This is a genomic window from Streptomyces sp. P9-A2 (genome assembly GCF_036634175.1).
GTDB lineage: Bacteria > Actinomycetota > Actinomycetes > Streptomycetales > Streptomycetaceae > Streptomyces > Streptomyces pratens.
In genome coordinates this window covers 531,331-557,143 of sequence record NZ_JAZIFX010000001.1, presented here as the reverse complement: position 1 = coordinate 557,143, position 25,813 = coordinate 531,331, and the positions used below count along the sequence as shown (strand labels likewise).

The window sequence follows — 25,813 nt, the reverse complement described above, 5'->3', positions numbered from 1 at the left end:
CAGCGGCCGTTCTCTCGTGCTTCGTTACTCGACATCTCGAAGCGTGAAGAACGGCCGCGTTACGTGCCGCCGTTTCCCGGGGATCTCAGCAGGTCGAGTGACCTGCGACGTTACTGACTTCGGCGCTTTGAGGTCTGACCGGTGACAGCCCGCCTGGGTGGCGGTACGCGGCGACAGCGCTACACCGGAAGGTATGAGGTACGCAGACAGCGGCGGAATGACCGCCCAGGAACGCGCGCGACGCGAGGCGCTGCGCCTGCAGGCCGCCGAGCTGTTCGCGGCCGGGGCCAGTGCGCCGGAGGTCGCCGAGCTGCTGCGGGTGACACCGAAGTCCGCCTACCAGTGGCGGCGCGCCTGGGCCGCCGGAGGGACGGCGGCGCCGGCCTCCCGGGGGCCCGGTGGGCAGCGCTGCAAACTCCGCCCGGCGCTGTGCGGGAAACTGGCCGCGATGCTGGAGCAGGGGCCGGCCGCGCACGGCTGGGACGAGGACCAGGTGTGGACCGGAGCCCGGGTCGCCACGCTGATCGGCCGCACGTTCCACATCTCCTACAGCATCTCCGGGGCGACCCGGCTGATGCGCCGGCTCGGCTTCACCCCGCAGATGCCCGCCCGCCGGGCGGCCGAGCGCGACGAGGCGGCGATCACCGCCTGGAAGGAGAGCACCTGGCCGGAGGTAAAAGGACCAGGGCGGCCGCCGACGGCTGGATCTGCTTCGAGGACGAGGCCGGCCAGCAGCAGCGGCCGCCCAAGAGGCGCACCTGGGGCCGACGCGGACACACCCCGCTGGTGAGGGTGTCCGGCCGCCGGAGCCCGGGCCGGATCTCCATGGCGGGACTGATCGCGATGCGGCCCGGGTCGCGGACCCGGCTGTGCTACCGCCTGCGGGTCCACCGCGGCCGCAAGGGCGAGCGGCGCAGCCTGTCGGAGGACGACTACATCCGGCTGATCGACAGCGCGCATCAGCTGGTGAAGGCGCCGATCGTCCTGGTCTGGGACCGGTTGGGCACCCACACCTCAAAGGCGATGCAGCAACTGGTCGCCGCACGAACTTGGTTGACGGTCTTCCTGCTGCCCGCGTATGCGCCGGAGTTGAATCCGGTGGAGGGGGCGTGGTCGCAGTGCAGGGGAAGCCTGGCCAACCTCACCTCCGGAACGATCGGCCGGCTCGTGGCCTTGGTCCGCAATCGGCTCAAGAGCCTGCAGTACCGGCCCACGACACTCGACGGCTTCATGGCCGGGACCGGGCTGTCACCACCGTGACCTCAAAGCGCCGAAGTCAGTAAACGCCAAGCTAAGACGCCGACCGCCGAAAATCTCAGGCGATCTGGTCCGGGATCGTCGGGTTGAGGACGAAGGGAGTAATTGCTGCGGCGGTGAGCGGGGAGGACAAGTACGCTCCGAAGGTGTGGAAGTCGATACGGCCAATCGGGGTGTCGGCGTGCTGGTCAACGGGGAATCGGTCGCCGAGCCGACGGGGAATCGCCACCAGGTCACCTGTGTCGGCGAGGTTCACCCAGTAGCGGACCCCGGCAGGCCGGGCGCCCCGACCGGCGATGGGAGCGGGCACCAGGTGATCGAAAATCCCGCCTGGCAAGCCAAGGGGAGAACCTAGGGTTACGAAGCAGTCCACGGTTAGTTCCGGGTGGGCGTGGAGGGCTTCGTACGCGACGACGGAGCCGAGGGAGTGCGCCAGCACCACGCGGGGGCGGACCCGTCGGATCGACTCGGCCACGGTGGATCGGGCGGCAGCCCGTACCTGCGGAACGTGGAGGTAGCGGCGGACCGGAAGATTTCAAGTCCAGTGAGACGGTCGTGATGCTATGAGGTTTGTGGTGCGGGTTCGCGGCGCTTGGACGGGTCGTTGATCCAGGCCGTCTGGGGTATCTCGGGTGGTCGGGGGCGGCGGCCGAAGCGTTCGGGGTGGCGGGCGTATGCCTCGGCGAGGGTGACCGCGCGCTGGTCGCGGACCTCCTCGGCGGTCCCGAAGTGGACGGAGGCGGGTGTGTGCCAGCCGATGCCCGAGTGCCGGTGCTCGTGGTTGTAGTACGCGATGAAGGCGTCGAACCATTCGCGGGCGTGGGCCAGCGAGTCGAACCGTTCGGGATAGTCCGACATGTACTTCGTGGTCTTGAACTGGGCCTCGCTGTAGGGGTTGTCGTTGGAGACCTTCGGCCGCGAGTGCGACCTTGTCACCCCGAGGTCGATCAGCAGCTGGGAGACCTTCTTGCTCGTCATCGAGGTGCCGCGGTCGGCGTGCACGGTCTCGGGCACGATCCCGTTGCGGACGATGGTCTCGCGGATCAACTCCTCGGCCCGTTCGGCCGATTCAGCGGCCTCGACGGTGTGGCCGACGATGTAGCGGCTGAAGATGTCGATGATGACGTAGGCGTGATACCAGATGCCCTTTGCCGGTCCGGCCGCCTTGGTGATGTCCCAGGTGAACACCTGCGACGGGGCGGTGGCCACCAGCTCGGGCACCGCCTGGGCGGGGTGGGTGGCCTGTCTTCGGCGCTCGCCGGACTGGCCCTTCTCGCGCAGGATCCGGTACATCGTGGAGACCGAGCAGTGGTAGCGCCCGGCATCCAGCTCGCGGGCCCAGATCTGCGCGGGCGCCAGTTCGGCGTACTCGTCGCTGTTCATCAACTCCATTACCGCAGACCGTTCTTCGGCCGTCAGGGCCGAGGGCTGGACCTGCGGCTTGCGGGGCCGGCGTGGTGGCGCCGGACGCAGCCGGCGGTAGTGGGTGGCCCGCGAGCGGCCGGTCAGCCGGCACGCCGCAGTCACACCCAGCACGCCCTCGACGCCGGTGAACGCGTCATCGGCCACCGGGGTGACGGCAGCGTTCAGTCCGCGCCCTCGGAGATCATTTCCAAGAGCGCGGAAGCTTTTCCCATAACCTCCAGCGCGGCCTTGTTCCGCGCCAGTTCCTTCTCCAGACGCTCCACCTGGCGGCGCAGTTTCTCGTTCTCCGCCTCGGCAGCAGACTTCTTCGGCCTCGCCGGGCCGGTACGCTGGTCGACCAGCTTCTCCAGAGCCCCGGCATCCCGCGCGGCCCGCCACTCCTTCACATGCGAGTGGTACAGCCGCTCGCGGCGCAGGACCGCGCCCTTCTCGTTCTGCGGGGCGGCGTCGTACTCGGCCACGATCCGCAGCTTGTACTCCGGGCTGAAAGTGCGGCGCTTCGGCCGGGGAGCCGGGTCGGATCCGGCGGACTTGCTGCTGGTCATGAGGGGGTGGTTCTCCTGTCGTGCCCTCTCAGGCTAACCCGCCGAAGCGGGACGTCTCACCCAAGGCTGACAGAGAGGGGACCTCGCCGGCCAGTTGGACGGCGAGCCGAATGACCGTACCGATGGGGATGTTGCGGCGTCGGGAAACCCAGGACAGGACCTGCCGCAGTGGTGCAGTAATCAGTCCCTGCCGTTCCTGGAGGGTGGGTGAACCTAGGGCCAGCGCCCAGGCGATGACGATGGACTGTTCTCGTTCGTCGATGGCAAGTACATCCGGCACGGCAGCCTGCCGCTCCGCGGCGTGGGTGTGGTGAGCGTAGTACGCGACGTGCAGGGCGGGGAGTCGGTGGGCGCCCAGTCCGGCGGCAGTGAACCCATGCTGAAGTTTGAGTTGCCACTGTCCTGCTAGTTCGGTGGCCGCCTGTTCCGGCGGGCGGCCGCTCAGGTGGTTGCCGATGCCGTGCACTGCGATGATCGTCACTGCTCTGGTCCTTCCTCCGAGTGACAATGAACGGAGTACGCCGGGAATCGCCACGGGCCGCCGTTGGTCACGCCGTCGACCTTGCTGATCTCGTACCAGTGTGCCTCCAGCCGCACGACCTCAAATCCGTCGGGCGTCAGTACGTCGACGAGAGCATCGTGGAGTTCAGTCGTCGTCGCAGTGATGGGGCGGGCGTAGACCAGGCCGAAGGAAGGCGGCAGTCCTCCCTCCCATTCGTCGACGGTGTACAACTCCCATCCGTCTGCGCGGGCATCGCCGCATAGCAGTTCGCCCGGCAACCAAGCCAGGACGTGGGTGACGTGGACGGTCGGCCTCGTTGGGCGGAGTGCCGACGCCGCTGCGGAGCAGCCCCAGCCGAGGGCCGTGACATGGCCGGCCTTGCTGCCTACCAGCACGCCGCTCTCGTGGGGGGCGATCGTGTGCACTCGATCCGGAACTGGGGCCGGGTATCCGAGTGGATCGCCGGATTTGGCATCCCATGCTTGGACCTCCGCCTCGTTGACAGCGGCCACGAGTACCGGCCTGCCGTTCACTTGGCTGACAGTCATCACCTGCGGGCTGGCCACGGAGACAGAGCCCACGAGCGAGGCCGTCACAAGGTCCCAGATCCGCACCTGGTCGTCGTCCGACGATTGCTCGGCAGCGAACAGGCGTCCTCCTTGCATCGCGATCGCTCCGATCCGATCCAGCGTGATCGATTGCCGCAGGGTGCCGTCAGCCAGGGACCAGAGACAGACCCTGCGTTCGTTGTGGACGCTGATCAGGAGAGATTCGCTGCCGACGTCGCCCGCGACCAGCTCCGTGACCGGTCCGTCAACGCCGGTGAGGACGTGGGAAGGCGACTCCTTGCTCGTGTCCCACACGTGGATATCACCGTCGGCACCGCCGACCACGGCCCACACCGAATCTCCTTGCGGCACAGCGGCCAGCGCGGTGGCCGGAGCGGGGAGGCGGACCGTTGATTCCAGGGCGTCCTCACGGACATTCCAGGTGTCGAGCTCGTTCTCCGTGGTTACTGTGACGACATAGGACGCATCGTCGGCTGTCACGGTGGCGGCATGGCTGAGCCCGCCCAGTTCGGTCAGTTCATGATCCTCGGCGCCGGTGCTTAGGTCCCAAGCCTTGATCTCGCCAAATGCGAGTTCGGCGCTGAGGACGAGTTCCGAGCCGCCGATCCGAATGGTGCCGAGGATTGTGGCAGGGTGCCAGTGGTTTTGGCCGTGACCGAACTGCGGGCAAACGTCGAGGTCCCACACCCGCATGTTGCCGTCGCGATGGGCGGTCAGCGCGATCTGAAAGCGGTCTACATGGCGGATGTCTGCGAGTGTCAGCCCGCGGTCTTTGTCCTCCGTGACGAAGTGGGCAGTCTCACCGTTCACCCTTACCACATACATGCTCGGGTGATAGGCGATGAGGGAGAACAGCGGGGTGCGCGCGTTGGTGGGCTGGATCCGCACCTCCTGGAGCGGTCCCTCCGACGAGATGGTGACGGGCCGCTCGCCCAGATTCCGCAGCACCCTCGGCCCATGTCCCTGAGACTCGGCGGAAACGCAGTGGAAGGCGAGGGAGCCGTCTGCGGACTCCTCGCCGAGCAACGAACCGATGGCGGCGCCCCCGGCTTCGACGGTGTCTAAGATCCTGCCGAACGACTCGCCGAGCAGGCCGACCAGGCTGATCTCGCCACTGCCCCGACCGACTGCAAGAGCAGTTTCGTCGCCGGTGCCGACAACCGCCAGGGCTGAGACTCTCGCGCCGTCGAGGCGTGTGTCGGCGACGATCGCACCCGTGGCGAGGTCGTACAGCAGGAGAGCGTTCTGGTCAGTCACCGAGGCGATGACTGCCCGCTCATCCAGATCCGCGATCGCCATTTGGGTGATGGCGCCCTTGTCTGTCCTCGGAGCCGAGAAGTACTGGACCGCGCTGCTGTCAGGGCTCGGTGTGATGTCCCACGCTTGGAGGGAGCCATCGGTGCCGCCGAACACGGCGAGAAGCCGTCGAGCGACGGCTCCCAGGGCGAGGGCTGACACGGTGGCGCCCAACTCGTCCTCGCTGATGACGTACAGCAGGGACTCCTCAGGCAAGCCCGTGCTCCAGTGCGTGCGGAGCGGGGTCCGTTCGTCGTAGAGGCGGCGTGCGAGCCCGGCCGCCTGGTAGGTCACGAGGCTCTGCTGAAGCCTGGCACGTCGCGTCTCCAGCGGTATGCTCTCGCCGAAGGGGCTGCCGAGGTCGAAGCGGCCGAATGCCTTCCGGTACGCGACTCCGGCCCGCCGCGCCGTGGGGGTCTTCGTCCTGTGGACGGCCTCCCAGATGCCGGCGTAGTCGGCGCGGACTAGGTACTCCGGGTCTAGGAACAACTGGTCGACCGCAGATCCGCCCGGAACAGCGACGGCATGCTCCATGAGATGTCGCAGCAGATACGGTGCGGCGAGGTCCCACCGAGGTCCTTCAGCGGCCCACCGCCCCGGGACGGCCGACAATAGCTCGTTAAACAGCGTGTCGGCGAGCCCGTCGAGTTCGGCCCCAGCGTCACGGAAGTGCTCGGTGATCGTCTCGTGGAAGAACCGATAGAGCTGGCGTCCGTCCGAGTCGATGTTCGTCCGTAGATAGAAGCGGGCGGTAGCCAGCTTCTCGCGGGCCTCGCCCGGGGTCAGCGGGCGGAGCTCCTGACCCGCGGCCATGGCGGCAGCAGTGGCCGCTGCGGCCACAAGCTCAAGCGGCATACCCTGACCCCGCGCTTGTGCCAGCCCCACCATCAAGTGCCGCATCCACGGATCGCCGTCCAGCGTGGTCCGCAGGTGCAGTTCGAGCAGGTGCGGCAGGTTCTGCGGCAGTTGGGCGACCGCCTCCACGGGATTCAGGGGTGCACCGGTTCGCAGGAAGTCGGCGAAGAGTGCTGCGACGAGGAAGGTGCTGCGATCGGGGCTATGAGCGATCTCGGTAGCGACCGCACGGGCTACGGACTCACGAAGGGCCTGGCCGTTGTAACCGGGTGCGCTGTACAGGATGTCGGCGATGTAGGTCGTGAGGTCGTCCGCGAGGTCCTCGGCATTGGAGGAGGTGTCCAGGTCGAGCACCATCGCGTGGGCACCGGGCACCTCGCAGAACCGGTGGCCGTCCACCTTCGGCGGGCGCATTCCCACAAGCGCCCGGAAAGCGGGGCGGCCATCAGAGCGGAGCATGCGCAGAAGCTCGGGGAGCAGATAGCGGGCGATGCGGCCGCTCTCCAGGGCTTCGTCAATGGCATCGAGGATGAGTACCACCGGTTCCGGCATGTCCCGGGCGATGCGTTTGAGGTCGTCCAGAGCTTGCTCACTGCTAACGACGGCCGGCTCAGCGTCCTCGGGAGACAGCTGAACTATGATCGATGCGATCACCTCGTCCGTGCTCCGGTGCCGGGCATGGACCGCGACAAGAGTCGGGTACCGACGCTTTGGGCGGTACTGAGCACAAATACGGCCAACCAGCCCGGCACTCAGCTCGGCGAGCTGGTTGTGTGCCAGGAAGACCGTCACCCCCAGCAGCGCCGACTTTCCGGCCCCAGGGCTTCCGGTCACCAGTAACAGGGGTTCGTCGCTCGCCAACCAGGAGCGAATCTGGGTCAGCTCACGTGTCCGCCCAGTGAAGAGGCAGCCCGTCATTGCAACGGCGTCGTCCAGGCGGCCGGACGCCCGGGTGAGAAAATGCACTGGATCCAGACCGGGGTCGAACTCCGCCGCCAGTTCCCGCACTGCAAACCGCAGTCGGCTCCGAAGACGCTGCCACCCGTCAGTGCTAAACGCCGGGTTGGCGAAGAACTCCGGTACCGCCAACGAGGCGGCCCGGCGCGGCGAGTGCACCACGGTCTGCGGATACCCCTCGCCGAGGCGGACCAGCTCCCGCGCGATCTCGTCGGCGACAGCCTCCACCGGCACATGGGACAGAGTCGGAGAGATGTCCCAGTGCCCCAAGCGGAGCCGCTCCAGCACCTGGGCTGTAGCCTTGGTGAACCGTGCGTCGAAGGCGCTCTCGTCCGCCGTGCAGGCCGCAATCACCCAGGTCTTTCGGTCGCCCTCGGGAACGTCCTGGAACAGCTGGTAGTCCGTCGCGGCCCCTGCACCGCAAACATCGAGCAGGAATAGGACGGGAGATTGGTCGGAGCCGTGCTCGACCTCGTTCAGCCATCGGCCGACATCGATCGCCGACGCCGGGAGGTCGCTCGGACGGCTGTCGTGCACGGGCAGGTACAAGACCCGGCCACGAGAGACCCCGTGACCGGAAAAGTGAACGATACGTGGCCGGCCTAACGAATCGTGTCGCAGCTGCCGCCAGCTCTCATTAACGCTGACCCGGTCCGCGTCGATCAACGGTTCACTTACGTTCAGCCCGTCGAAGCGCGAGAGCACCTCAGCGAGTTCACGCACCTGCGGTTCAACGGACGGCAGCGGAAGCAACCCCTCCGACGTGGGGCTCCACTCACCTTCGATCACGCTCTCAAAGGTCCCAACCCCGAGCAGAAGTGCTCGAACCATCATCCCCCCGTGCCCGTACGCTTCGGTCTCCAGGCTATCGGGATCGAGGCTGGTCAGCCCTCACGACTAGATTTTCTGTTAGAAAAGCCCAGAGGATTGCGTTTGCTGTCAAACGCCTCGATTGGATGACAAAGGAAAGCAGTTCGCCGGGGGCAGACGGGAAAGATCCACGAAAGCCTGGCTGGGTGGGCAGGGGCATGTCAACGTAGAAAACCTTCCCCGAGATACCAGGTCAGGAAGGTGAATGCCCGTGACCGTGGCTCCTATGAACCCCGGATTCTCGACCACCGTTGAGGCCCTGCGACTGAGTGAGTGGCAGCTCGGTCCGGGCGAGCCCACGCTCGTCATGGACCAGTTCTCCACCGACGACTTCCATCTGGTCGTGGACGACCGCGCGGACGTGCACGTCAACTCGAAGGACGGCCGCTTCTACCTCGGATGGTTTCCGCTCGGCCGCCCCGGCACCGACGGGGAGGGGTGGAAGATCGCCGTTACCGGTACGGCGACGGTTCGTGGCTACAGCATCTCTTTCGACATGGAGACGCCGCCTGCTGTTGTCGCCGCGGCCGTGGCGCATGTGCTGGAAACCTCCCGTCGCGTATGACGCCGGAGCCGCGAGCCGGAGGTACTCCCTTGGAGGCGGTTCTCCGTCCACCGGCGCCTCTTGCCCCGCCACCGGTATCCCGCAACCAAGGAGGCTGTCCGTGCCACACACGGAGATGACCGTCGGCGATCTCATCGACCTCTTGTCCGCCTGTGACCGCAGCGCTCCGGTGCGCCAGGCGATGAACCCGTTCTTTCCGATGGCTCACCGCCTCGAACAGGCGGTTCAGGCCACGGACGAGACCGGACAGACGGTCGTCTATCTTGCTGAGGGCCGGGGCGCGGACACGCAGCTCGGCCATCTGCCGCCCGAGGTCGCCGTCCTGCTGGCCTGGCAGGTTCCCGTCCAGGCGCCCCCGCGCCGTCCCCGCCGCACCGTCAGCGGACAGTAGATCCCCACCATTGCCGTTGGAGGCGCCCTGTACCCCGACTTCCCGTTCGACCCGTCCCACTCGGACAAGGCTCAGGGCGCGTACTGGGTCGGTCCCCGTGACCTGGCCGGTGACGATGGACGCCTCTACGACGCCGTCGCCGACACGCTCGCCGATTTTGGCTGGACGAGCCTGACGATCGTTCGCGGACGGCGGGAGCCGGACGAGGCGCCGCAGGACCGCCAGGTCCTGCGCTCAATTATCCTGCACATCAACCCCGACACCCTCCGCTGGGCCCAGTGGGTCCTGGCGGACGAGCCGTTCCACCTGGGGGAGCTGCCGATCGCCTGGCATGTGTCCGCGCGCGCGGACACGAGCAGCCCGCTCGCGCAGTGGTCCGCCTACTTCACCCTCGAGGTTCCCGGGGAGGCGATCGTCGACTTCCTCTTTGCGCTCGACGCCCGTGATCAGCCCGCCGTGCAGCTCGCCGGGCCCGAGCCGGTCCTCGACGCGGTTACCGCGCACGGCTGGCTCCGCGACATCGACCGGCCCGGCACGGGAGCGATGGACCCGACCTTCGCCTCGCACATCAGCCTCGGCGAGGTACCACCGCTCATCCAGGACGCCGACCCGCGCGCCCTGACCGTCGGCGCGGACGAGGCGGGCCCGGCCGGGTGGCAGGCATGGGCCGAGCCGGTGCCCGGCTCGCCGTGCCTGTGGGCAGCGTCCTTCGGCAGCAGCGTGCCGCACGACCTCGTCACCGTGTTCGCTGGCACCCTCAGCTCCACGGCCCCGGTGCTGCGCCGAGTGCTGCCCGAGAGCACCCGGCACCGACTTCTGCGCGCCCCGGCCGGCTGACCGCACATTCATCCCGGGTCGGCACGAGCCCCGGGCAGGAACGGTGTCCGACCGCCCGCCGCTCGCCCGAAACCGGTGAAGCCCGGCCTGCCCCGCTGGGGGAGGCCGAGCTTTGTGCTGTTGCCCGCGCCCTGGTATGACGCGTGCGGAGTCGGGCTGCGGGAACATGCGGCTGCTCCTCTGGCCGTCGAGGCCGGGGCAGCGGGGCGGAAGGGGTGCCAGCGGCCTGGCGCCTTGAGGAGGGCCTTGTCGAGGTGTCGGTCGACGAGGGCGGGGAGCTGGAGGCAACCCGCGGCGCGTTTCAGTCATGGATCGCGGTTCGTTGGAGGGCACGGCGATGATGTGCGGGTGTTCCATGAGGATCTGAGCGAGTACGACTACCAGGGCGAGGACGCCTTCACGGACAGGGAGTCGGGGTTCTACGCGCTGTGGTACCGACCTGCCTACAGACGTCTGAACGTCGGGTGGTTGGAGGCAGGTAGGTCATATCCCACGGGTGTCGTCCCTGCGGCGTTCGTGGAGAAGCTGAAGGCTCTCCAGAAGGTCCAGTGGATGAATGTCTGCCTTGGGCAGCACGAGTGCGGCCTGTGTCCGGAGGGAAAAGCCCCGGAGGGAAACGGGGAGGTCCGGACCCCCGGCGAGCCCGGTATCGCATACGCCGCTCCGTTCCTGATCACGCACTACGTCACCGCACACGGCTACCGGCCACCGCAGGTCTTCATCGATGCGGTCCTCGCCGTCGATCTCGACGCGTGGGCTGCCGCACGATGGCCCGACGTCCCCTTTCCCTGGGTTCCGGATGACGCCGAACGCATGCTGGAGTAGGAGCGAGCGAATCTCACCTGCGCAGCCAGAGCCGGAGCGAGGCGACGGTGGCCGTCCCCTGGAAGACGTGGGCTTTGCCGCCTCCGAGGCGATCGGTCCGAGTGCGCGAGTGTCCACCGGCCAGCCGTGGAACCCAGTGGGGTGGGGTGAAGGTCAGTGGCCGAGGTGCCGCAGGCAGTCCTCGAAGGTGCTGTGCGTCGCGTCCGTCGGCCCGGCGTGCCGGTTGTACCAGGCGGTGTCGAGACGCTTCTCGTGCTGCTGGTGGCCGGCCCGGCAGCGCAGCCAGATCTGGCCGCGGGTGGAGAGGACGAGCCAGTCACGGTATGCGCCGCATGCGGCACACTCGACCATCTCGCCGTCGAGGACGATCGGCCAGGGCCAGGGCATCATCCGGCCGTCGAGCTGGTCGTGGCTCGGGACACGCAATTCCGGCGGGAGGAAGTCGTCCATCACCGGGACAGGTTCGTCGGCTTGCATCACGACCCGTATCCCTTGCACTTCCGACGGCACCAAGCCGTCCAGCCGAGCCCTCATTGTCTCGTGGAGTTGGCGCATCTCACTGATCTCCGCTCCGCGACGGCGGCGTATCCGCTGGAACACCTTGACGTTCTCCCTCGTCTCGTCCTGCACGCGTCATGATCGTGCCCTGGGCCCCGACCTGCTTCAATTCACAAGCTTCACAGTCACGCTCGTCTGTGCCGGGACCCGGACCGCTGCGGTGCCTGCTGGCCCGTTGCCCCATCTCTCGTCATCTTGTCGCTGTCCCGGGTGAAGTTGTTCAGTTCGCCGCTCGTCCCGGGGCATGGTGTCGCTCGCTGCGTACACCAGGGCTCGGGATGTTCGCGAGTGCCTCTGGCCAGGCATTCCAGAGAGGTGATGGAGATCGCTTCCCGGTGCTGTGGCGCTGCCGCTCGACAATGGGTTGGTGTTCGAGCGGCTGTGCACGGCAGAGTGGGGTGGTGACTGAGCTGTGGGCACACGCCCTGACCTGGGCAGAAGTGGATCCGTTGCGGCATCCGTTCGAGCTGGATGAAGATGCGGCGAGGGATTTGGCCGATCTTGTCGCGCCCTTGTTGCCCGACGCCGAGGCTGCGGAGGAGAAGCGTTGGCGCTCGCTGGATCCCGTCACCGAGTTTCTGGTGGACCGGTACGGCCGGTGGGCCTGCGGGTGGAACTGGTCGGTGGGTGAGGGCGACACCGACGGAGGGGTCGTCGGCACGTGGTGCTGCGCCGCCGATTCCGTGACGACGACGGACGCAACCGCCCCGCTGGTCGTCGCGGCCCTGCTTGAATGGCGTGGCTGGCTCGAGGATTTGGCGGAGCGCTTCTCCGCCCTGGCACCGCCGTCGAACTCGGCTGCGTCCTCGATAGATCCCTGGCACTGGGAGCGGGCATGCACGCGACTGGTCACTGTGGTGGCCGACCGCACTCAGGCCGAAAGCGGCTGGTACGGGCACTGCGTTCAGGTCCTCGAATGGTTCCTCACCTACAACGGAATTGACGAGGAGCGAGCCAGAGAGATCGTGGAGAGCGCGGTCGGTGGCCGGTTCGGCAGTTGGATCGCACCAGACGCCGCGGTGGTCGAGGCGGTGAGCTCGCGGTTCGCCCGGACCATGGGCGGAAACCGATGAGCTCCGGGCCCGACCACCAGAACGACGCCCTCGCCGACTGGCTGCGTATCCGTACGGAGATCTCCTGGCCGCGCTGGAACGGGGAGCCCCCCGTCGTCGAACCGCCGACGCTTGACGGCTTCCGGGACTTCTTCACCGCGACACGCGGCGGCCGCGACGCCGAAGAGACCGCGCGGGTTCTGAGCGCCCTCGACCGGGCTCTCGCCGACGCGGAGCAGGGCGCGCAACTGACCTTCGCCCTCATGGCGAACTGGCAGCGGACCGTGCTGCACCGCAACGCCGTCGCCTTCCGCACGATGCCGGCCTTCGCGAAAGGCGGACGAGAGCGCTACGGCCTCGCGCCCGACACGCACGCACGGTTCGAGCACTGCCTCGCAGAAAGCACCCGCCCGGACCTGCCCCTCCCATCACGCGCCGCCCGGACCTACCTCGACATCCTCTTCTTCCATCCGTTCGAGGACGGCAACGCCCGCGCAGCCATGCTGGCGCTGGCCTTCGTCCTGGCCCGCGAAGGCGTCTCCCTCGACCAGGCGCACCCGTTGCAGACCACCCGCTGGGCCGACGACGCCGAAGGCGCGGCCGATCTGGCGATGCTGCTCGGAATCCTGATCACCGCGGCGGAGCGCCGCCTGGCCAACGGAAGCCAGTCATGACTGGACGCGACGTCATGCTCAACAAACTCGCCCAGGGGCTGCGCCCGATGGCACAGGGCATCGAGTGGTTCGACGGTCTCAGTTCGGAGGAGCAGTCCGAGACGCTGCGGTTTCTACGCCATCACTGTGTCCAAGCCCGGGCCGTCATCGAGGACGGCCCGGAGAGCATTCGCCGTGCCGGACTGCGCCCGACTCATACGCCGGCGGTGCTGATCACACGCGGCAGGATCGACCGGCAACTGGGGAAGATTGCCAGCCTCGCCCCTCTCGACGAACGTCGCAAGGCGTTCCGGTTGCTGATCGCGGTACTTGCGATCGCCGACGAACGGCGCCGCGAGCGCTTGTGCTCCGACGGATGCGGTCACTGGTGGCACAGGTTGTTCGCCTCTGATCCCACTTGATCAGTCAGCCCGGGCGGGGTGCTTGGGAGGGGAGGTGAAACGGGACGGGACACCCGTACGGCGTGCGGCCTGGCCTGCCTTGGGGGCGTTGCCGACCATGTTGCTGGTGTCGGCGGGCAGGTCCGCGGTCCGGCGCAGTCGCCACACCAGGACGTCGCTGACGGACTCGGCCGTGTCGAGTTCCCGTCGCCCGACGGCGTCGGTGAGCAGGGCAGCGGGATCGTGGCCGGCGGCTTCGGCATCGGCGAGGGTGGCGGCGAGCGCGTACCAGCCGGGCTCGGCGAGGATCTGCTCCGCCAGTTCCGGCAGTGCCTCGCGCAGTGCCCTTGTCTGCCGCTGGAGGAGGGGGCGGCCCAGGCGCCGGCCGCGCTGGTAGAGGGCGCCGAGCGGCTGGGCGGCGGCCAACTGGTAGGCGGCGCGCAGATGTGCGGCGGCCCGGAGCGCAGCGGCGGCTTGCTGGGCGTGGCCCTTCTTCGCATGCCAGTGGACGGTGGCGGTGATGAGGAAGAACAGCATGTCGATCGCCATGGCAGTCGTCGCGCCGTCTTCGCCCCGGCCTAGGGCGGGTCCGCTGTGGACGAGATCGCGGGCGGCCTGTCGCAGTGCCCGGTCGTGGCCGCGCTCGGCGCGGACGTGGGAGCGGGAGGCGCGCTCGAACGCGAAGGCGGCGTCACGCAATTCGCGGCGGGTGTGCGCGGCGGACGTCTTCGCCAGCGCGTCCAGGACCTCACCAGCCGAGGCGATGTGGGCGGCGGCGACTGCGTCGCCGCCGCGCTCGATGACGTGCACCGCCTGCCATGCCGCGGAGGCAGTGCGTCGACGGGTGGCGGACGGTCCGCTCGGCGCCGTACGCACCTTCGCATCGGCCGGCACGGCGTCCTGGTCGTGGCTTTCGGCGGACCAGCGTTCTCGGATCCGGGGCAGGGACAGGTCCGGCGCGAGACGCGCACCGGGGTAGAACACCGGCTCGTCCTGGGCGTTACGGTCGTCGGGTAGAGCGACCTTGTAGCCGAGCAGGTCCCCGGAGGGGGCGACCCGCTTGCGGATCAGGAGGCCGGCGGCGGCCAGCCGGTCGAAGAATTCCTCCTCGCTGGTTGCGCCGGCCACCGCGCGTCGGACGGTTTCGCGTAGCTCCTCCCGTGCGGTGCGCTCGCGGCCTTGGCGCTCGGCTTTGTGACGTTCGGCGCTGGTGGGTCTCTGGGCGGCGGTGCCGTCTCCAGGTGCGACCTGGTGGAGGCCGAGTTCCTTCTCGATGAGGCGGCATTCGGTCTGGGCACGCTTGCCGGAGCGGAAGTCGTCGGGGCGGCTGCCGTCCTCGCACACCAGGGTGGCGACGATGTGGATGTGATCCTCGGCGTGGCGTACGGCGGCCCACCGGCAGCCGGTCTGTACGTCACCGGGGTCGATGCCGGTGGCGGCCACGATGCGTCGGGCGATGTCGCCCCACTCCTCATCGGTGAGGATCCGGTCGTCGGCGGTCGCGCGCACGGAGGTGTGCCAGACGTGCTTGGCCGGCCGTGAGTGTTCGGGCAGGGCCATCACGGGTTGGTCGAGGAGCTGCTGGAGGTCCTTGAGGGTGGCTTTCGGGTCGCGGCCGGGGTCGGGGGACATGCCGTCGAAGGAGGCCACGAGGTGGGGGTCGGTGTGCTCCTCGTGCTTGCCTGGGCCGTAGAGGTAGGCGAGCAGGCCGATCGTCCGGGAGCCGGCCTTGTGGACGCTGGGGATCATGGAGCGCGCTGCTCGATCAGCCGGCCAGAGGCTTCGCGCACACTCTCGGCGGCACGTTGGACAGCCGCGATCACCGCTTCCAGCTGGGGTGCCTCGGCGCCGGAGTTGAGGGCCTTGACCGCCTGGTTGAGGTTGCTGCCGGCCCAGCCGAGCCTGCGACGACTGTCGAAGAGGGCGATGATCACTTCATGCTCGTCGGCGATCTCGGCGCTGGTGCGGTCAAGGTCGCGGGCGGCTGCGAGCGCGGCACGGGCAAGGAACCCGGCGACGGACAGGTTGCATCGAGCGGCGGCGGACTTGATCAGGGCGAACTCTTCGTCGTTGAAACGCGTGTTGGGCTGGTGCAGGCGCTTCTTCTCGCGCGGCTGACGCGGACGCTGGCGAGCGCGGGCACTGCGCTCGCGGTGGCTGCGGTGCTGCGACGGCTTCTCCTCCTGCCCCGGCTTCGATCCGCCCTCGGTCGAAGCCTCCAGGACCTGCGCCCCCTGGTGCAGGTCCTCTCCCGCCCCCTCGGGGGCGGGTTCGGCGGAAGCTACGCTTCCGCCCCAACTTGCTCGCCTCGAGACCGAGTTGGGGTCAGGGGCAGGTTCTGGGGCGGTGCCGTTCTCGTGCGGGGTTGTCATCGGGTATCGGGCCTCGGTGAGCGGGTGCGGAGCTGGATTGCGGCGGCCAGGTCGACGACGTCGGCCGGCCCTGCGAAGACGCGTACGGGCCCGGCGGCCTCGTGCTGGACGAGCCACTGGCTGCTCGGGACGGGAACTGCGGCGTGCAGAAGCCGCCGTCGGACCAAGACGTCCGCCCAGGCGTCGGTCTCGGCGACCGTTGGGTTGGACGTGCGGGTGGGAAGGGGCACCATGGGGACCTCCTGGAGCGGGGGCGGTGGCCCGGCACAGGCCGGGCCACCGCTGGTGGTAGAGGCTTTGACTTGTTGGTTTGCAGGTCAGCCGCACTCGGGGCAGCGTCCGACGTGGCCGCTGAGTGCCCGGGCCATCCGCGCCTTCGTTGACGCGGCGTATTTTGCGCTGCACTTCGCCGCTGGCTTTCCGGCATGCCGCTCGGAGTGAGCGTTCAGGAAACCGATCTCCCGCTCGTACTCCTTACGAAGGGCCATGAACCGCGGGCAGGTCTTCATCGGGTGCTGCTCCTTGTCTTCGTGGTGGTGCCCTCGCTCCGCAGTTGCTGGAGGGCGAGGCCCAATCGGTCGTTCCGGCCGCCCTTAAGGCCCTCGCGCCGGATGATCTCCCTCAGCTGGACCCGGGTCACGGCTTCGTTGCCGTCCCGTTCGAGCAAGGCCGGTACGTGAGGGCGGACCTGTTCGACGAGGTGCTCCACGGACTGCTCCGGCTCGAGCGGCGGACGCTGCGTCTGCGGGTTCCGGGACCTGCTCCGCTTGTCTGCCCTGCTCTTGACCTCCGTGGTCGGCTTCCGCTTGAGGGTCACCTTGTGCTTCCGGTCCCCGGTGGTGTCGGTCCCCGTGTCGGGGGTGCTCGGTCCCCGGTCCCCGGTGGTGTCGGTCCCCGACTCGGTATTACTCGGTCCCCGGCGCAGGTCAGGGCCCTGAGCAGGCGCTTTCGCCGCAGTGAGGTCGGTCCCCACGCAGCTGATGCGGTCCATTTGGGACTCTGGTTCGACCGCCCCGGTGCCCGCGCCGTCGCGGTCCCCGGCCCCCGTGTCACGGTCCCCGGCCCCCGTGTCACGGTCCCCGGTCCCCAGCTCGGTCCCCGCTTCCCGGTCCCCGGCTCCGGGGACCGGTCCCCTCTCCATGTCCGGTCCCCGGTCCCCGGCGGGTTCGGAGGCGGCACGGGGACCGTTGACGGGGGCCGTGGTGCTCCAGACGGTTGGTGCGGGGACCGTGATGGTCGTGGTGTTGTCGTGGTGCGGGGACCAAGGGGAGGGCAGGGGGACTGTGGCGAGCGAGAGTGCGTGCCGGCGGGCGGCGAGCTGGTCGAGCAGCTCGGCGCGCTGGGCAGGGTCCGTTCCGACCGAGGCCCGGCCGATGGCCTTCGACAGCTTCCGCGTGAGTCGCCGGCCGCGCCAGTTCTGCTGCTGTTCGGGGGTGCGTTCGGCGAGGCGGGCGGCGAGCGCGACCGCGCGGGCGGTGGCTCGGTCGCGGGTGATCTGCGCGGCGTCGCGGTCCCGTGCGGCGATGCCGAGGCGGGAAAGCAGCCGCTCGCGTGCCTCACGCCCGAGGACGGCGAGCAGGCCGTGGGAGGCGGCACCAGGGGTGCGCACGCGTAGTTCGATGCCCATGGCGAGGTGCCACAGCATCGCCGCCATGACCGGTCCGACGAAGGCGCGGACGGTGCCGCCGACGGGACCGCTCTCGGCGTAGGCAGGGATCACCTGCACTCCGGTGATGACCCACACCAGGGTGCCCGGTAGCCCCGGTGCCCCCTGGGTGGCCAGGTTCTGCCGGGCCATCAGCGCGGTTGCGAAGAGGGCGAGTTCGGCGGCGGCGAACATACCGACGCGTTCGGCGGTGCCGGCCATGTCGAGATAGTCGGCGGCGAACCGCCAGCTCGTGTCCGCGCTGTAGGCGGTACAACCGAGCGCGGCGAGCGCGGCTACCTTGACCGCTGGGCTGCCGAGACGTTTCTGCGGACGGGCGCCCCGGTAACGGATCGCCCAGGCGGTCAGGGCCAGCGCCAGGGCGGTGACGGGGACGCCGATGGCGAGGAGGAGGGACAGGTCCGGGACGACACCGAGGGACAGAACGGTGGGGTGGGTCATGCGGCCTTTCTGGGAGAGGCGTGCGCCGAGGTGGGCTTCATCGGTAGGCATGTCGGCGGCTTCGTGCTGGGCTTGGCGGACGCGGATCGACTGGTCGGCGGGGCGGTCTGCGTCCCCTTCTTCTTGTTCTTGCGCCTCGGTACGCCGAGGGTCCGGTCGCGGTCGAAGACCTTGTTGGCGGCCTGCCGCAGCAGGTCACGGGCGTGCTTGTGGCTGATCTGCAGGGCAGCTGCGAGCCGGTCGGGGCGCCAGCCCCGGACGTAGGCGTGGTCGATGACGACCTGGCGCTCGGCCCCGGTCAGGTGTACGTCGCGTCCGTTGAAGAAGGCGATCACGCGTCCGTAGTCGAGGCGTTGAGGCAGCCCGTCGTGCCAGGGGCGCCGCTCCGCCTCGGTCAGCCCGCCCCAGATCCCTTCCTTGAGGGTGTTCTCCAGGGCGTAGTTGAGGCAGTCGCGGCGGACCGGACACAGGCCGCACAGTTCCTTCGCCTCGGCGATGGCTTCGTAGTCCCGGGGGAGCGGGAAGAAGGTGGCGTCGGCGTCCTCGGGGTTCATGCCGTGGCACACGCTGTGGGTGTGCCAGCTGGTGTCGCCGATGCCGCGCAGGCCGCTGGTCGGCGAGGTGTGGGTGGTGATGTGGCGCAAGGTGGTCTCCGATGTGCTGCCGCGTCGGCTGGTTGGAGCCGGCGGAGGACGGACGCGGCGTCGGGGGTCGGCTGCGGCGTGGGGCGGCGCCGCAGCCGGTGCGGGACGAGGTGGTGGTGTTGCCGGGGCAGCGGACAGGGAGTGCCGGTGGTGAGCCGGTCAGGCCATCGCCGACTGGGTGGTATCCCGCGCCTGTTTTGCGGCGGCGAGGTTCCGGCGGCAGTGGTGAGGGTCGGTCCGCGTGGCGTTGCCGCGTGCGAAGCCGTCGGGGGCGACCCGCCGGCGGCGGCATGGCTCGCCGACCGCGGCCTCGCACCATTCGCAGCGGACCGAGAGTGCGTCAGGCTCGCCCTGGGCGATGGCCGCCTCTCGTGCCGCACGGGCGGGCCGGAAGGGCGCCAGCGCGGCTCGGGCCTGCGGGGGGATGCAGGAGCCGACTTCCTTCAGCCGTGCTTCCAGCCTCGGGTCGATGCGGCGCCCGGCGAGCTGTCGGTGATGCACGGGTTGTGCGTGGCCGGTGGCGACGGCGCGACGGGTGCCGACCAGCTCGGCGGTCCAGGCCGCCTGGTCGTCCGGGTCCACAGACGGGGTGGGGTCGGTGTGCCGCTGGAGCCGGTCGCGTCGGTAGCTCTCCCACGGGCGGGCGATGTCCGCGGGCAGGATCTGGTACGGCGAGACCCGGATGTGTTGGCGGGCTGCGATGCGGGCGTCCCAACCGTGCGGTGTGGCCAGGGGGACGTCGCCGAGCAGCTCGTGCCACTGGGCGAGCTGGTCGCGGGCCTCGCCCTGGTCGGTGCGGATGGTGCGGGGGTCGAGTCGGCCGATGTAGGCCAGCAGGGCGGCAATTTCACGGCGGTCCATGGCTACTCCGCTTCGGTCGGCTCGTCGAGGGCGGCGAGGAGGGCGGCGGTGTGGGCTTCCGCGCGGGTCATGCCGCCTGCGGGGGCGAGGCCGCTGCCGGGCAGGGCGTAGAGGTTCGGGCGGCCGAGGACGTGTTCCCGGGCGATCCAGGAGCGCCAGTCGGCAGCCCAGGCGCCCGCCGAGCGGGGCTTCCAGTCGGCCCGGTGGGCACGCCACTTCGCGTCGGCGGCACGCAGGCCGTCCTCGCCGAGGCGGGCGAAGTGCCCCTGCTCGTGGGCCCAGGCTTCGGTGGCTGGGTCGACCTGCCACTCGCCGGCCGGGGTGAGGGCAGCACCACTACTGCTGCCTTTACGGTTCACCTTCGGTTCTCTACGGTTCTGGGGGTTGGATTCCGTACCTTGCGGGGTGCGGAATCCGGTACGTCGGGGGGTCGGATTCCGTCGCGAGGGGCCGGATTCCGCACCGGTCGAACTCCGGCGGGAGGGGGCGGATTCCTTCCCCTCCTTGGGCCAGATCCCGTGCCGCCGAAGCCGTATCTCGTCCAGCTCGGGCACCGGGTCCGACTCGGTCGGCGGCTCGACGTACGCGTCCGGGTCCTCCCGTGTGGCTGCCGCGACCTTGGCCAGCCACGCGGCGGCGCGTGGCAGGCGGTAGGCCGTGGTGCGCTGTGGGCCCTGCAGATGGTCCAGCACCTTCAGCTCGCCGCTCTGGACGAGTGACGTGAGCGCGTCGCGTACCGCGGTCCGGCTCGCGTTCGTGCGCTCGACCAGGCTGGAGAGTGAGGCCCAGGCGACGCACTGCTCGTCCGGTACGCGGTCGGCGATCGACAGCAGGACCAAGCGCGCGGTCCCACGGCTGGAGCTGTGCTCCCACACCCATTCGCGGGCGTCGACGCTCACCGGCCGCTCCCGATCATCGGGCGGAAAGGCTGCATAGGCCCGGTGGCCGGGACGTGTTCCCGCCGCCGGCGGGTGGAGCCGGGGAAGCTGGAGGCTAGCGAGCAGGCCAGGCCGCTGGGCCTTTTGCGCAGGACGGAGCGCATGCAAGAATCTCCTTTGGTATTGCCACGCTGAGACGCCCGGTGGAAGGGATCAGCGTGGTGATGGTGGCGATCTCCGCCCTTGCCGGGGCGGTCTGCCGTGAAGCGTTCGGTGTCCGGGAGTTGCCGCTCTCGGGCACCGTCGCTGTTTGCGGGCCTACGTGGCCCGGTGGGTGCGCATGCCACTGCTCCTTATGGTTGTTGCGCCGGGCGGGCTGCCCAGGGGACGACGAACATACGCATGACGCCGCGTCAAGATCCAGACTTGGTTCTTAAACTCTCTACAACTCTCCGCCTCATGTCGATTTGTCCGTTAGTGGGCTTACGTGCGGCCAGGCCCTCGCTTCTCGGTTGAGGTCGCCTCGCGCGGGGGCTGTTCACACCTGTTGACAGCCGAGCAAGATCGTAAGTCGCAGGCGGCATCATCTGTCAACTGAAGCGGACAACTTCGTTGGCTTTGCGGGTTCGGTGTGCGCCTGAGTTGACAGGTTTGGTTTGATGGGTCCCTGTGCGTGACGGAGAGGGGACAAGTGTGGGCGACGGGGTCAGCGAGGAGGGGCGCGCTCTGGCGGAGAAGGTCGACCGGCTGTTCCGGGTGATTCACCCCGAGGGGCGGGGGCCTTACTCGCTGCGCGAAGTCGCCCGAGGTGTGGCGGACATGGGCGGCCCCAGCATGTCGGCGAGCTTCCTTCACCAGTTGCGCACGGGGCAACGGGACAACCCTGGCATCAAGTATCTGAAGGCGATTGCAGGCTTTTTTGGCGTGTCGCCAGCGTACTTCTTTGACGACGACGAGGGGGCGCGCGCTCGGGCGGAGGTGACCCTGCTCGAGTCGATGCGCGACAACCAGGTCCGTTCCGTGGCCCTGCGTGCTTCCGGCCTTTCTCCCGAGACCCTCCGCACCGTGCAGGCGTTCATTGAGCGAGCTCGGGAGCTTGAGGGTCTCGACGAGGAGGATCAGCCGGAACGGCGTGTATGACTCTCGTCACTTCCTGCTGGGGGATAGGTCCAGTAAAAATCAGGACACTTCTGTCAGGCTGTCCTGAAAATGGCGGGGTCATCGAGAGGGTTCTTTATTCGGATCTGGATCACCGCCCCCGGGTCACATAGGGTGACCGGTGGTGCGCCGTCAGTGCGCCTGGAGCAAGCGGAAATGAAAGACCAGGAGGGAATCGTTGCGCTCGCAGCGACGACTCCGGATACCGCCCTTCCGGCAACGCCGGAAACTGGTGAATCCGGACCCACTGTCAGGAATCGAGATTCCTTCCCCCTTCGATCTGCAGGAATTCTGCGTCGCCGTAGCGGAACACCGAGGCCGCCCTCTGCTTGTCGAGGAAGTCGAAGGAGTGAGCGGCGCGGACGACGAGTTGTGCGGCCTGTGGGTGGAACTCGATACCGCGGACTACATCTTTTTCGAGGCGTCGACCTCCCCGCTACACCGAGACCACATCGTCCTGCACGAGATCAGTCACATGCTCCTCGGACACAGCTCCTCGAGCGACACGAGTACGGGCGCCAACCTGGGCGAACTGTTCACCGCCATCGATCCCCGCACCGTCCGTAGTGTGCTGGGACGGGCGAACTTCAGTAGTCCCCAGGAACGCGAGGCCGAGCAACTTGCCACCCGAATAGCCAAATTGGCAAAACTGACGCCCCTTCCGAAAGCTCGTGATCCCGAACTTGATCGTCTTGACGCGGCGTTGCGCGGTGACGGCAGAAGATGATCATTTTCACGTTCGTGGTCGCTATACTCCTGTGGATCACCGTTGCATGGCGTGCCGTCAAGGTCTGGCGGAAAGGGCAGGACCGGTCTCTTTGGTGGGCGTTCTTCGGGCTGGCCGTCATGATGACGTTGCGCATGCCGCCCGGAAGAGCGCTCGATCAATGGACAGGCGTTACCGACCTCTCCTACTTGCTGAAGCACCTCATCGGAGGGGTGCTTGGATCAGCTGCTCTGCTGGCCTTCCTGCATAAGGTTTCCGGGGCTTCGGAGGGGCCGCGAACCAAGCGGCGGCGCATCATGTTCGCCTGCGCGACGGCGCTCGCCATGGCGATTTTGTTCTTCGCGAAACTCCAGCCGTACGAGACGCCGTCGATATTCGCGGATCCCGTGGCCCGTTACGTGTTCCTCGCCTACACACTTCTCTTCCTCGGCTACCTCACCGCCTCGCTGCTGGGAGGCATGAGGGTCTGCTGGCGCTGGGGACGTAACTCAAGTGGCCCAGCACTCAGTTGGGGGCTTCGAACCATCGGCGTGGGCCTGGCCGCCGGCGTCGCGTATGCCGTTGTCAGAGCGACAACGATCACCACACGCATCCACGGTGACGGTCTCTTCCCCGGTGCCGTGGACGACTACATCAGCACCGCCCTGCTCATGGCGGCCCTCGTCCTCATCGTCGCAGGCACCAGCCTGCCCATGCTCAGCCTGCTCCACAGCTGGCGGACCAAGCGGCACGCGCTACTGCGCCTGCGCCCCCTGTGGCGAGACCTCACACAGGTCACACCCTCCGTACGCCTTCACGCTCCACGTGGCGCAGCGACCGAACACCTCAACCCACTCAACGTGCACGACCGTTTGTACCGTCGAGGCGTCGAGATCCGTGACGCCGCCCTGGCCCTCAACAACTACGCGTCGCCTGCCCTCCGGGAACGGGCCCAGCAGCACACCGAAGCCCGTGGCCTCTTCGGCACCCAGGCCACAATCGCCGCCGAAGCCTGCTGGCTCGCCGCCGCACGCCACGCCAAGCTCCGGGGCGCAGCGCCCGGCTCCAGCGTCGAGCACCGCCCCGCGGGCGGCGGGCGGGACCTGAACAGTGAAATCTCCGCGCTCACCCAACTGTCCGACGCCTACCACTCCGACCTCGTCCGAGACTTCACGGACTCCGAAGACCGCCTGATGGAGCCAACGGCATGAGCACCTTCGTCGCACCCCCCACCCCCACCTACGCCGAAGCCACCCCACGCGTGAAAGCGGCGAAGGTCCTCACCGACGTCTTCGCACCGGCCAACCTGGTCATCGCGCTGCTCCTGCTGATCGGCTGGCACAGCACAAGCAGTTTCAGCGGAGTCGGATGGGGCCTGTTCGCGGCCCTGTTCTGCGGCATCGTCCCCGTGGGGATCATCCACTTCGGCGTCCGCCGCGGGAAACTCACCGACAAGCACATCCGCGTACGCAAGCAGCGCATCGCCCCCCTCACGGCCACCCTGGTCTCCGTGGTGACCGGCATCGTTCTCCTGAACGTCCTGGGCGCGCCGCGGGAGGTCTTCGCCCTCGTCATCGCCATGCTCGTCGGCCTGGCCAGCGCGCTGGCGGTGACGGTGTGGTGGCAGATATCCGTGCACAACGCGGTTGCTGGCGGCACCGTGATGATCCTCGTCCTGGTCTTCGGCCAGGTGCTGGTCCTTCCCGCGGTCCTTTTCGTCGTGGTCATGGGGTGGTCCCGTCGTGTCCTGAAGGCGCACACCCTGGCTCAGCTCGTCTGCGGCACCGCGTTGGGTTCTACCGCTGCCCTGGCGTTCACGCTGCTGCGATAGAACCCCGACGGGCGCGCCGTGTCGGTGGTGCCGCCTGGGTAGCCGCGCGCAGTAGCGGCTGACGGTCACCTCCTCACCATTGAGGTGAGGGTGGCGGCGATCTGGACAGCGGACAGCACGGACGCTTGCATGGACAGGAGTCTCCGTTACGGAAGGGGCGAAGGGGGGAAGAGAGCAGCCCCGTGCGGGCGGGCGTCAGGGTCAGCGCTCGGGTTTGGGCGGGCGCTGCATCAGCGCGGCTGTGGCCTGGTCGAGCGTGGCTTTTCCATTCAGCAGGGCAGTGATCACGTCGGTGATCGGCATGTCGACGTCGTGGGCGTTGGCCAGGGCGAGGACCGCCTCCGCACTCTTGACGCCTTCGGTGGTCTGCCGGGTGGCGGCGGTGGCCTCTTCGATGCTCAGACCGCGGCCGAGGTGGGTGCCGAAGGTGCGTTCTTCGCGCTCAATGTGTCTCATGAGACAGACATCTGGTCACGAGCCGCGCGCTGGGCCTGGAGATTAGCGCGCTGCTGGGAGTCCAGAGCGTGTGAGGCCGAGGCGATGGGCTGACACATCGTGGCGCTGCCCACTCTGCCGGGCCTGTGCGGCCGATACGATGCCCCGACCGCCATCCCGACCAGAGGACCCCGCAGTGACCCAGCACGATTCCGCCCGCGCGGCAGTGTTCTCGGCCGGGTCCTGGGGCACCGCCGTCGCCAAGATCTTGGCCGACGCTGGCACTAGCGTCATCGTGCACGCCCGCCGCGGCGAGATCGCCGACGCGATCAACACGCAGCACCGCAACCCCGGCTACTTCCCGGACCACGAGCTGCCCGCCTCTCTGACCGCGACGACCAACCCGGCCGCCGCGCTGGACGGCGCGGACTTCCTGGTGCTGTCCATCCCCGCGCAGACCCTGCGGGCCAACCTCGCAGAGTGGGCGCCGCAGATCCGCTCCGACACCGTGATCGTGTCCCTGATGAAGGGCGTCGAGCAGAGCAGCCACCTGCGAGCGAGCCAGATCATCACCGAGGTGACTGGTGTGAGCGAGGACCGGGTCGCCGTGCTGTCCGGCCCTAACCTGGCGCGCGAGATCATGGACGGCCAGCCTGCAGCGGCCACCGTCGCCTGCACTGACGAGGGCGCCGCCCGCCGCTTCCAGCAGGCGTGCCACACCTCCTATTTCCGGCCCTATACCAGCACCGATGTGATCGGCTGCGAGTTGGGCGGTGCGGTGAAGAACGTTATCGCCCTCGCGGTCGGCACCGCCTCGGGCATGGGCCTGGGAGACAACGCCGCCGCGATGCTCATCACCCGCGGCCTGGCGGAGACCACCCGGCTGGCGGTGGCCATGGGCGCCCACCCCGCCACCCTCGCCGGTCTGGCCGGCCTCGGCGACCTGGTCGCCACCTGCACCTCGCCGCTGTCGCGAAATCGAACTTTCGGCATCAACCTCGGCCGGGGGCTGAGCGTTGAGGAGGCGACGATCGCCACCCGGCAGACCACCGAGGGCGTCAAGTCCGCCGAAGCGATCCTTGCTCTGGCCCACGTCCATGATGTCGAGATGCCGATCACCGACGTGATCACCGCTCTTCTGAACGGCAAGGTCACGCTCGCCCAGGCCACGGGCGCGCTGATGCAGCGCCCACCCAAGCCCGAGCGCTGACCCTCGGCGCCCCACTACCCGGCTCGAACAGCGCCGCGCTTCACGCACCGGAC

At 68.5% G+C, this 25,813-nt stretch carries 27 protein-coding genes and 1 pseudogene; 13 read left to right on the top strand and 15 right to left on the bottom strand.

The genetic code is table 11. The features are described from left to right. The first annotated feature begins 193 nt into the window (after positions 1-193). A protein-coding gene (locus V4Y04_RS37640) for an IS630 family transposase (protein ID WP_435841980.1) occupies positions 194-1,260 on the top strand; the annotation gives its coding sequence in 2 pieces (ribosomal slippage) (positions 194-680 and positions 680-1,260; 1,068 coding nt in all). A 55-nt stretch (positions 1,261-1,315) separates the two neighbouring features. On the opposite strand, the gene V4Y04_RS02520 is transcribed toward V4Y04_RS37640, so the two are convergent. The 5 genes from V4Y04_RS02520 to V4Y04_RS02500 form a co-directional block, all read right to left on the bottom strand. Then, on the bottom strand, positions 1,316-1,567 hold the full coding sequence (locus tag V4Y04_RS02520; RefSeq protein WP_332425519.1) for a hypothetical protein: 252 nt from the start codon (positions 1,565-1,567) through the stop codon (positions 1,316-1,318). A 251-nt stretch (positions 1,568-1,818) separates the two neighbouring features. Continuing rightward, positions 1,819-2,826 carry an IS3 family transposase gene (locus V4Y04_RS02515; RefSeq protein ID WP_332425518.1) on the bottom strand — a complete coding sequence of 336 codons (1,008 nt, stop codon included), beginning with the start codon at positions 2,824-2,826 and terminating at the stop codon, positions 1,819-1,821. Positions 2,827-2,843: 17 nt separating this feature from the next. Next, entirely contained in the window at positions 2,844-3,227 is a 384-nt protein-coding gene (locus V4Y04_RS02510; RefSeq protein WP_109383656.1) for a transposase, read from the bottom strand. A gap of 28 nt (positions 3,228-3,255) precedes the next feature. Further along, positions 3,256-3,708, bottom strand: a complete 453-nt coding sequence (locus V4Y04_RS02505; RefSeq protein ID WP_332425516.1) for a hypothetical protein — start codon at positions 3,706-3,708, stop codon at positions 3,256-3,258. Next, the gene (locus tag V4Y04_RS02500) at positions 3,705-8,195 is read right to left on the bottom strand and encodes an AAA family ATPase (protein WP_332425515.1); all 4,491 of its coding nucleotides are present in this window, start codon (positions 8,193-8,195) and stop codon (positions 3,705-3,707) included. The genes V4Y04_RS02505 and V4Y04_RS02500 overlap by 4 nt, the downstream gene beginning before the upstream one ends. Positions 8,196-8,487: 292 nt before the next feature. Between V4Y04_RS02500 and V4Y04_RS02495 the strand changes: the two genes are divergently transcribed. The 4 genes from V4Y04_RS02495 (at position 8,488) to V4Y04_RS02480 (ending at position 10,894) form a co-directional block, all read left to right on the top strand. After that, positions 8,488-8,841, top strand: a complete 354-nt coding sequence (locus tag V4Y04_RS02495) for a DUF317 domain-containing protein (RefSeq protein ID WP_332425513.1) — start codon at positions 8,488-8,490, stop codon at positions 8,839-8,841. A gap of 100 nt (positions 8,842-8,941) precedes the next feature. Beyond that, on the top strand, positions 8,942-9,232 hold the full coding sequence (locus V4Y04_RS02490; protein WP_332425512.1) for a hypothetical protein: 291 nt from the start codon (positions 8,942-8,944) through the stop codon (positions 9,230-9,232). Between the two features lie 27 nt (positions 9,233-9,259). Further along, complete coding sequence (locus V4Y04_RS02485; protein WP_332432681.1) at positions 9,260-10,069, top strand: DUF317 domain-containing protein; 810 nt, start codon at positions 9,260-9,262, stop codon at positions 10,067-10,069. Between the two features lie 348 nt (positions 10,070-10,417). Next, on the top strand, positions 10,418-10,894 hold the full coding sequence (locus V4Y04_RS02480; RefSeq protein WP_332425511.1) for a DUF7919 family protein: 477 nt from the start codon (positions 10,418-10,420) through the stop codon (positions 10,892-10,894). Between the two features lie 153 nt (positions 10,895-11,047). Here the strand turns inward: V4Y04_RS02480 and V4Y04_RS02475 are convergent, their stop codons facing one another. Then, complete coding sequence (locus V4Y04_RS02475) at positions 11,048-11,524, bottom strand: hypothetical protein (protein WP_443079934.1); 477 nt, start codon at positions 11,522-11,524, stop codon at positions 11,048-11,050. A gap of 329 nt (positions 11,525-11,853) precedes the next feature. On the opposite strand from V4Y04_RS02475, the gene V4Y04_RS02470 reads away from it, so the two are divergent. Genes V4Y04_RS02470 through V4Y04_RS02460 form a run of 3 tightly spaced genes read left to right on the top strand, consistent with a single transcriptional unit; the run spans position 11,854 to position 13,579 of the window. Beyond that, entirely contained in the window at positions 11,854-12,525 is a 672-nt protein-coding gene (locus V4Y04_RS02470; protein ID WP_332425510.1) for a hypothetical protein, read from the top strand. Then, the gene (locus tag V4Y04_RS02465; protein ID WP_332425509.1) at positions 12,522-13,178 is read left to right on the top strand and encodes a Fic family protein; all 657 of its coding nucleotides are present in this window, start codon (positions 12,522-12,524) and stop codon (positions 13,176-13,178) included. The genes V4Y04_RS02470 and V4Y04_RS02465 overlap by 4 nt, the downstream gene beginning before the upstream one ends. Beyond that, entirely contained in the window at positions 13,175-13,579 is a 405-nt protein-coding gene (locus tag V4Y04_RS02460; protein ID WP_332425508.1) for a DUF5958 family protein, read from the top strand. The genes V4Y04_RS02465 and V4Y04_RS02460 overlap by 4 nt, the downstream gene beginning before the upstream one ends. Here V4Y04_RS02460 and V4Y04_RS02455 read toward each other — a convergent pair whose 3' ends face one another. The 8 genes from V4Y04_RS02455 to V4Y04_RS02420 all read right to left on the bottom strand — a co-directional run bounded on the left by V4Y04_RS02455 (position 13,580) and on the right by V4Y04_RS02420 (position 20,441). After that, on the bottom strand, positions 13,580-15,307 hold the full coding sequence (locus tag V4Y04_RS02455; RefSeq protein ID WP_332425507.1) for a relaxase/mobilization nuclease domain-containing protein: 1,728 nt from the start codon (positions 15,305-15,307) through the stop codon (positions 13,580-13,582). Continuing rightward, positions 15,304-15,930: a plasmid mobilization protein gene (locus V4Y04_RS02450; protein ID WP_332425505.1), complete on the bottom strand. Its 627-nt coding sequence runs from the start codon at positions 15,928-15,930 to the stop codon at positions 15,304-15,306. The genes V4Y04_RS02455 and V4Y04_RS02450 overlap by 4 nt, the downstream gene beginning before the upstream one ends. Then, positions 15,927-16,163, bottom strand: a complete 237-nt coding sequence (locus tag V4Y04_RS02445) for a hypothetical protein (RefSeq protein WP_332425504.1) — start codon at positions 16,161-16,163, stop codon at positions 15,927-15,929. Before V4Y04_RS02445 ends, V4Y04_RS02450 begins: the two co-directional genes overlap by 4 nt. Before the next feature lie 84 nt (positions 16,164-16,247). After that, positions 16,248-16,439, bottom strand: a complete 192-nt coding sequence (locus V4Y04_RS02440; RefSeq protein WP_332425502.1) for a hypothetical protein — start codon at positions 16,437-16,439, stop codon at positions 16,248-16,250. Next, positions 16,436-18,037, bottom strand: coding sequence for a hypothetical protein (locus V4Y04_RS02435; protein ID WP_332425500.1), 1,602 nt, complete (start codon positions 18,035-18,037; stop codon positions 16,436-16,438). Before V4Y04_RS02435 ends, V4Y04_RS02440 begins: the two co-directional genes overlap by 4 nt. Next, positions 18,034-18,681: a WhiB family transcriptional regulator gene (locus V4Y04_RS02430; RefSeq protein WP_332425499.1), complete on the bottom strand. Its 648-nt coding sequence runs from the start codon at positions 18,679-18,681 to the stop codon at positions 18,034-18,036. Before V4Y04_RS02430 ends, V4Y04_RS02435 begins: the two co-directional genes overlap by 4 nt. Positions 18,682-18,840: 159 nt before the next feature. After that, a complete protein-coding gene (locus V4Y04_RS02425) occupies positions 18,841-19,542 on the bottom strand; it encodes a zinc finger domain-containing protein (RefSeq protein WP_332425497.1) in 702 nt (233 codons plus the stop codon). 2 nt (positions 19,543-19,544) lie between these two features. Beyond that, on the bottom strand, positions 19,545-20,441 hold the full coding sequence (locus tag V4Y04_RS02420; RefSeq protein WP_332425495.1) for a helix-turn-helix domain-containing protein: 897 nt from the start codon (positions 20,439-20,441) through the stop codon (positions 19,545-19,547). A gap of 672 nt (positions 20,442-21,113) precedes the next feature. On the opposite strand from V4Y04_RS02420, the gene V4Y04_RS02415 reads away from it, so the two are divergent. The 4 genes from V4Y04_RS02415 (at position 21,114) to V4Y04_RS02400 (ending at position 24,115) form a co-directional block, all read left to right on the top strand. Beyond that, positions 21,114-21,560 carry a helix-turn-helix domain-containing protein gene (locus V4Y04_RS02415; protein WP_332425494.1) on the top strand — a complete coding sequence of 149 codons (447 nt, stop codon included), beginning with the start codon at positions 21,114-21,116 and terminating at the stop codon, positions 21,558-21,560. Between the two features lie 367 nt (positions 21,561-21,927). Beyond that, entirely contained in the window at positions 21,928-22,305 is a 378-nt protein-coding gene (locus tag V4Y04_RS02410; RefSeq protein WP_332425492.1) for a hypothetical protein, read from the top strand. Next, on the top strand, positions 22,302-23,495 hold the full coding sequence (locus V4Y04_RS02405) for an MAB_1171c family putative transporter (RefSeq protein ID WP_332425490.1): 1,194 nt from the start codon (positions 22,302-22,304) through the stop codon (positions 23,493-23,495). The genes V4Y04_RS02410 and V4Y04_RS02405 overlap by 4 nt, the downstream gene beginning before the upstream one ends. After that, complete coding sequence (locus V4Y04_RS02400) at positions 23,492-24,115, top strand: hypothetical protein (RefSeq protein WP_332425488.1); 624 nt, start codon at positions 23,492-23,494, stop codon at positions 24,113-24,115. Before V4Y04_RS02405 ends, V4Y04_RS02400 begins: the two co-directional genes overlap by 4 nt. 201 nt (positions 24,116-24,316) lie before the next feature. Here V4Y04_RS02400 and V4Y04_RS02395 read toward each other — a convergent pair. Further along, positions 24,317-24,547 (bottom strand): annotated as a pseudogene (locus tag V4Y04_RS02395) (NAD(P)H-dependent glycerol-3-phosphate dehydrogenase); the annotation flags it as partial. Positions 24,548-24,746: 199 nt separating this feature from the next. Here V4Y04_RS02395 and V4Y04_RS02390 point away from each other — a divergent pair. After that, positions 24,747-25,760 carry an NAD(P)H-dependent glycerol-3-phosphate dehydrogenase gene (locus V4Y04_RS02390; protein WP_332425487.1) on the top strand — a complete coding sequence of 338 codons (1,014 nt, stop codon included), beginning with the start codon at positions 24,747-24,749 and terminating at the stop codon, positions 25,758-25,760. Positions 25,761-25,813 lie beyond the last annotated feature (53 nt).

Excerpts from the sequence above, each read along its gene's own strand:
- V4Y04_RS02450 (WP_332425505.1), bottom strand. The coding sequence starts at position 15,930 with ATGACAACCCCGCACGAGAACGGCACCGCCCCAGAACCTGCCCCTGAC.
- V4Y04_RS02510 (WP_109383656.1), bottom strand. The coding sequence starts at position 3,227 with ATGACCAGCAGCAAGTCCGCCGGATCCGACCCGGCTCCCCGGCCGAAG.
- V4Y04_RS02425 (WP_332425497.1), bottom strand. The coding sequence starts at position 19,542 with ATGGACCGCCGTGAAATTGCCGCCCTGCTGGCCTACATCGGCCGACTC.
- V4Y04_RS02405 (WP_332425490.1), top strand. The coding sequence starts at position 22,302 with ATGATCATTTTCACGTTCGTGGTCGCTATACTCCTGTGGATCACCGTT.
- V4Y04_RS02460 (WP_332425508.1), top strand. The coding sequence starts at position 13,175 with ATGACTGGACGCGACGTCATGCTCAACAAACTCGCCCAGGGGCTGCGC.
- V4Y04_RS02455 (WP_332425507.1), bottom strand. The coding sequence starts at position 15,307 with ATGATCCCCAGCGTCCACAAGGCCGGCTCCCGGACGATCGGCCTGCTC.
- V4Y04_RS02465 (WP_332425509.1), top strand. The coding sequence starts at position 12,522 with ATGAGCTCCGGGCCCGACCACCAGAACGACGCCCTCGCCGACTGGCTG.
- V4Y04_RS02445 (WP_332425504.1), bottom strand. The coding sequence starts at position 16,163 with ATGGTGCCCCTTCCCACCCGCACGTCCAACCCAACGGTCGCCGAGACC.
- V4Y04_RS02440 (WP_332425502.1), bottom strand. The coding sequence starts at position 16,439 with ATGAAGACCTGCCCGCGGTTCATGGCCCTTCGTAAGGAGTACGAGCGG.
- V4Y04_RS02435 (WP_332425500.1), bottom strand. The coding sequence starts at position 18,037 with ATGACCCACCCCACCGTTCTGTCCCTCGGTGTCGTCCCGGACCTGTCC.
- V4Y04_RS02400 (WP_332425488.1), top strand. The coding sequence starts at position 23,492 with ATGAGCACCTTCGTCGCACCCCCCACCCCCACCTACGCCGAAGCCACC.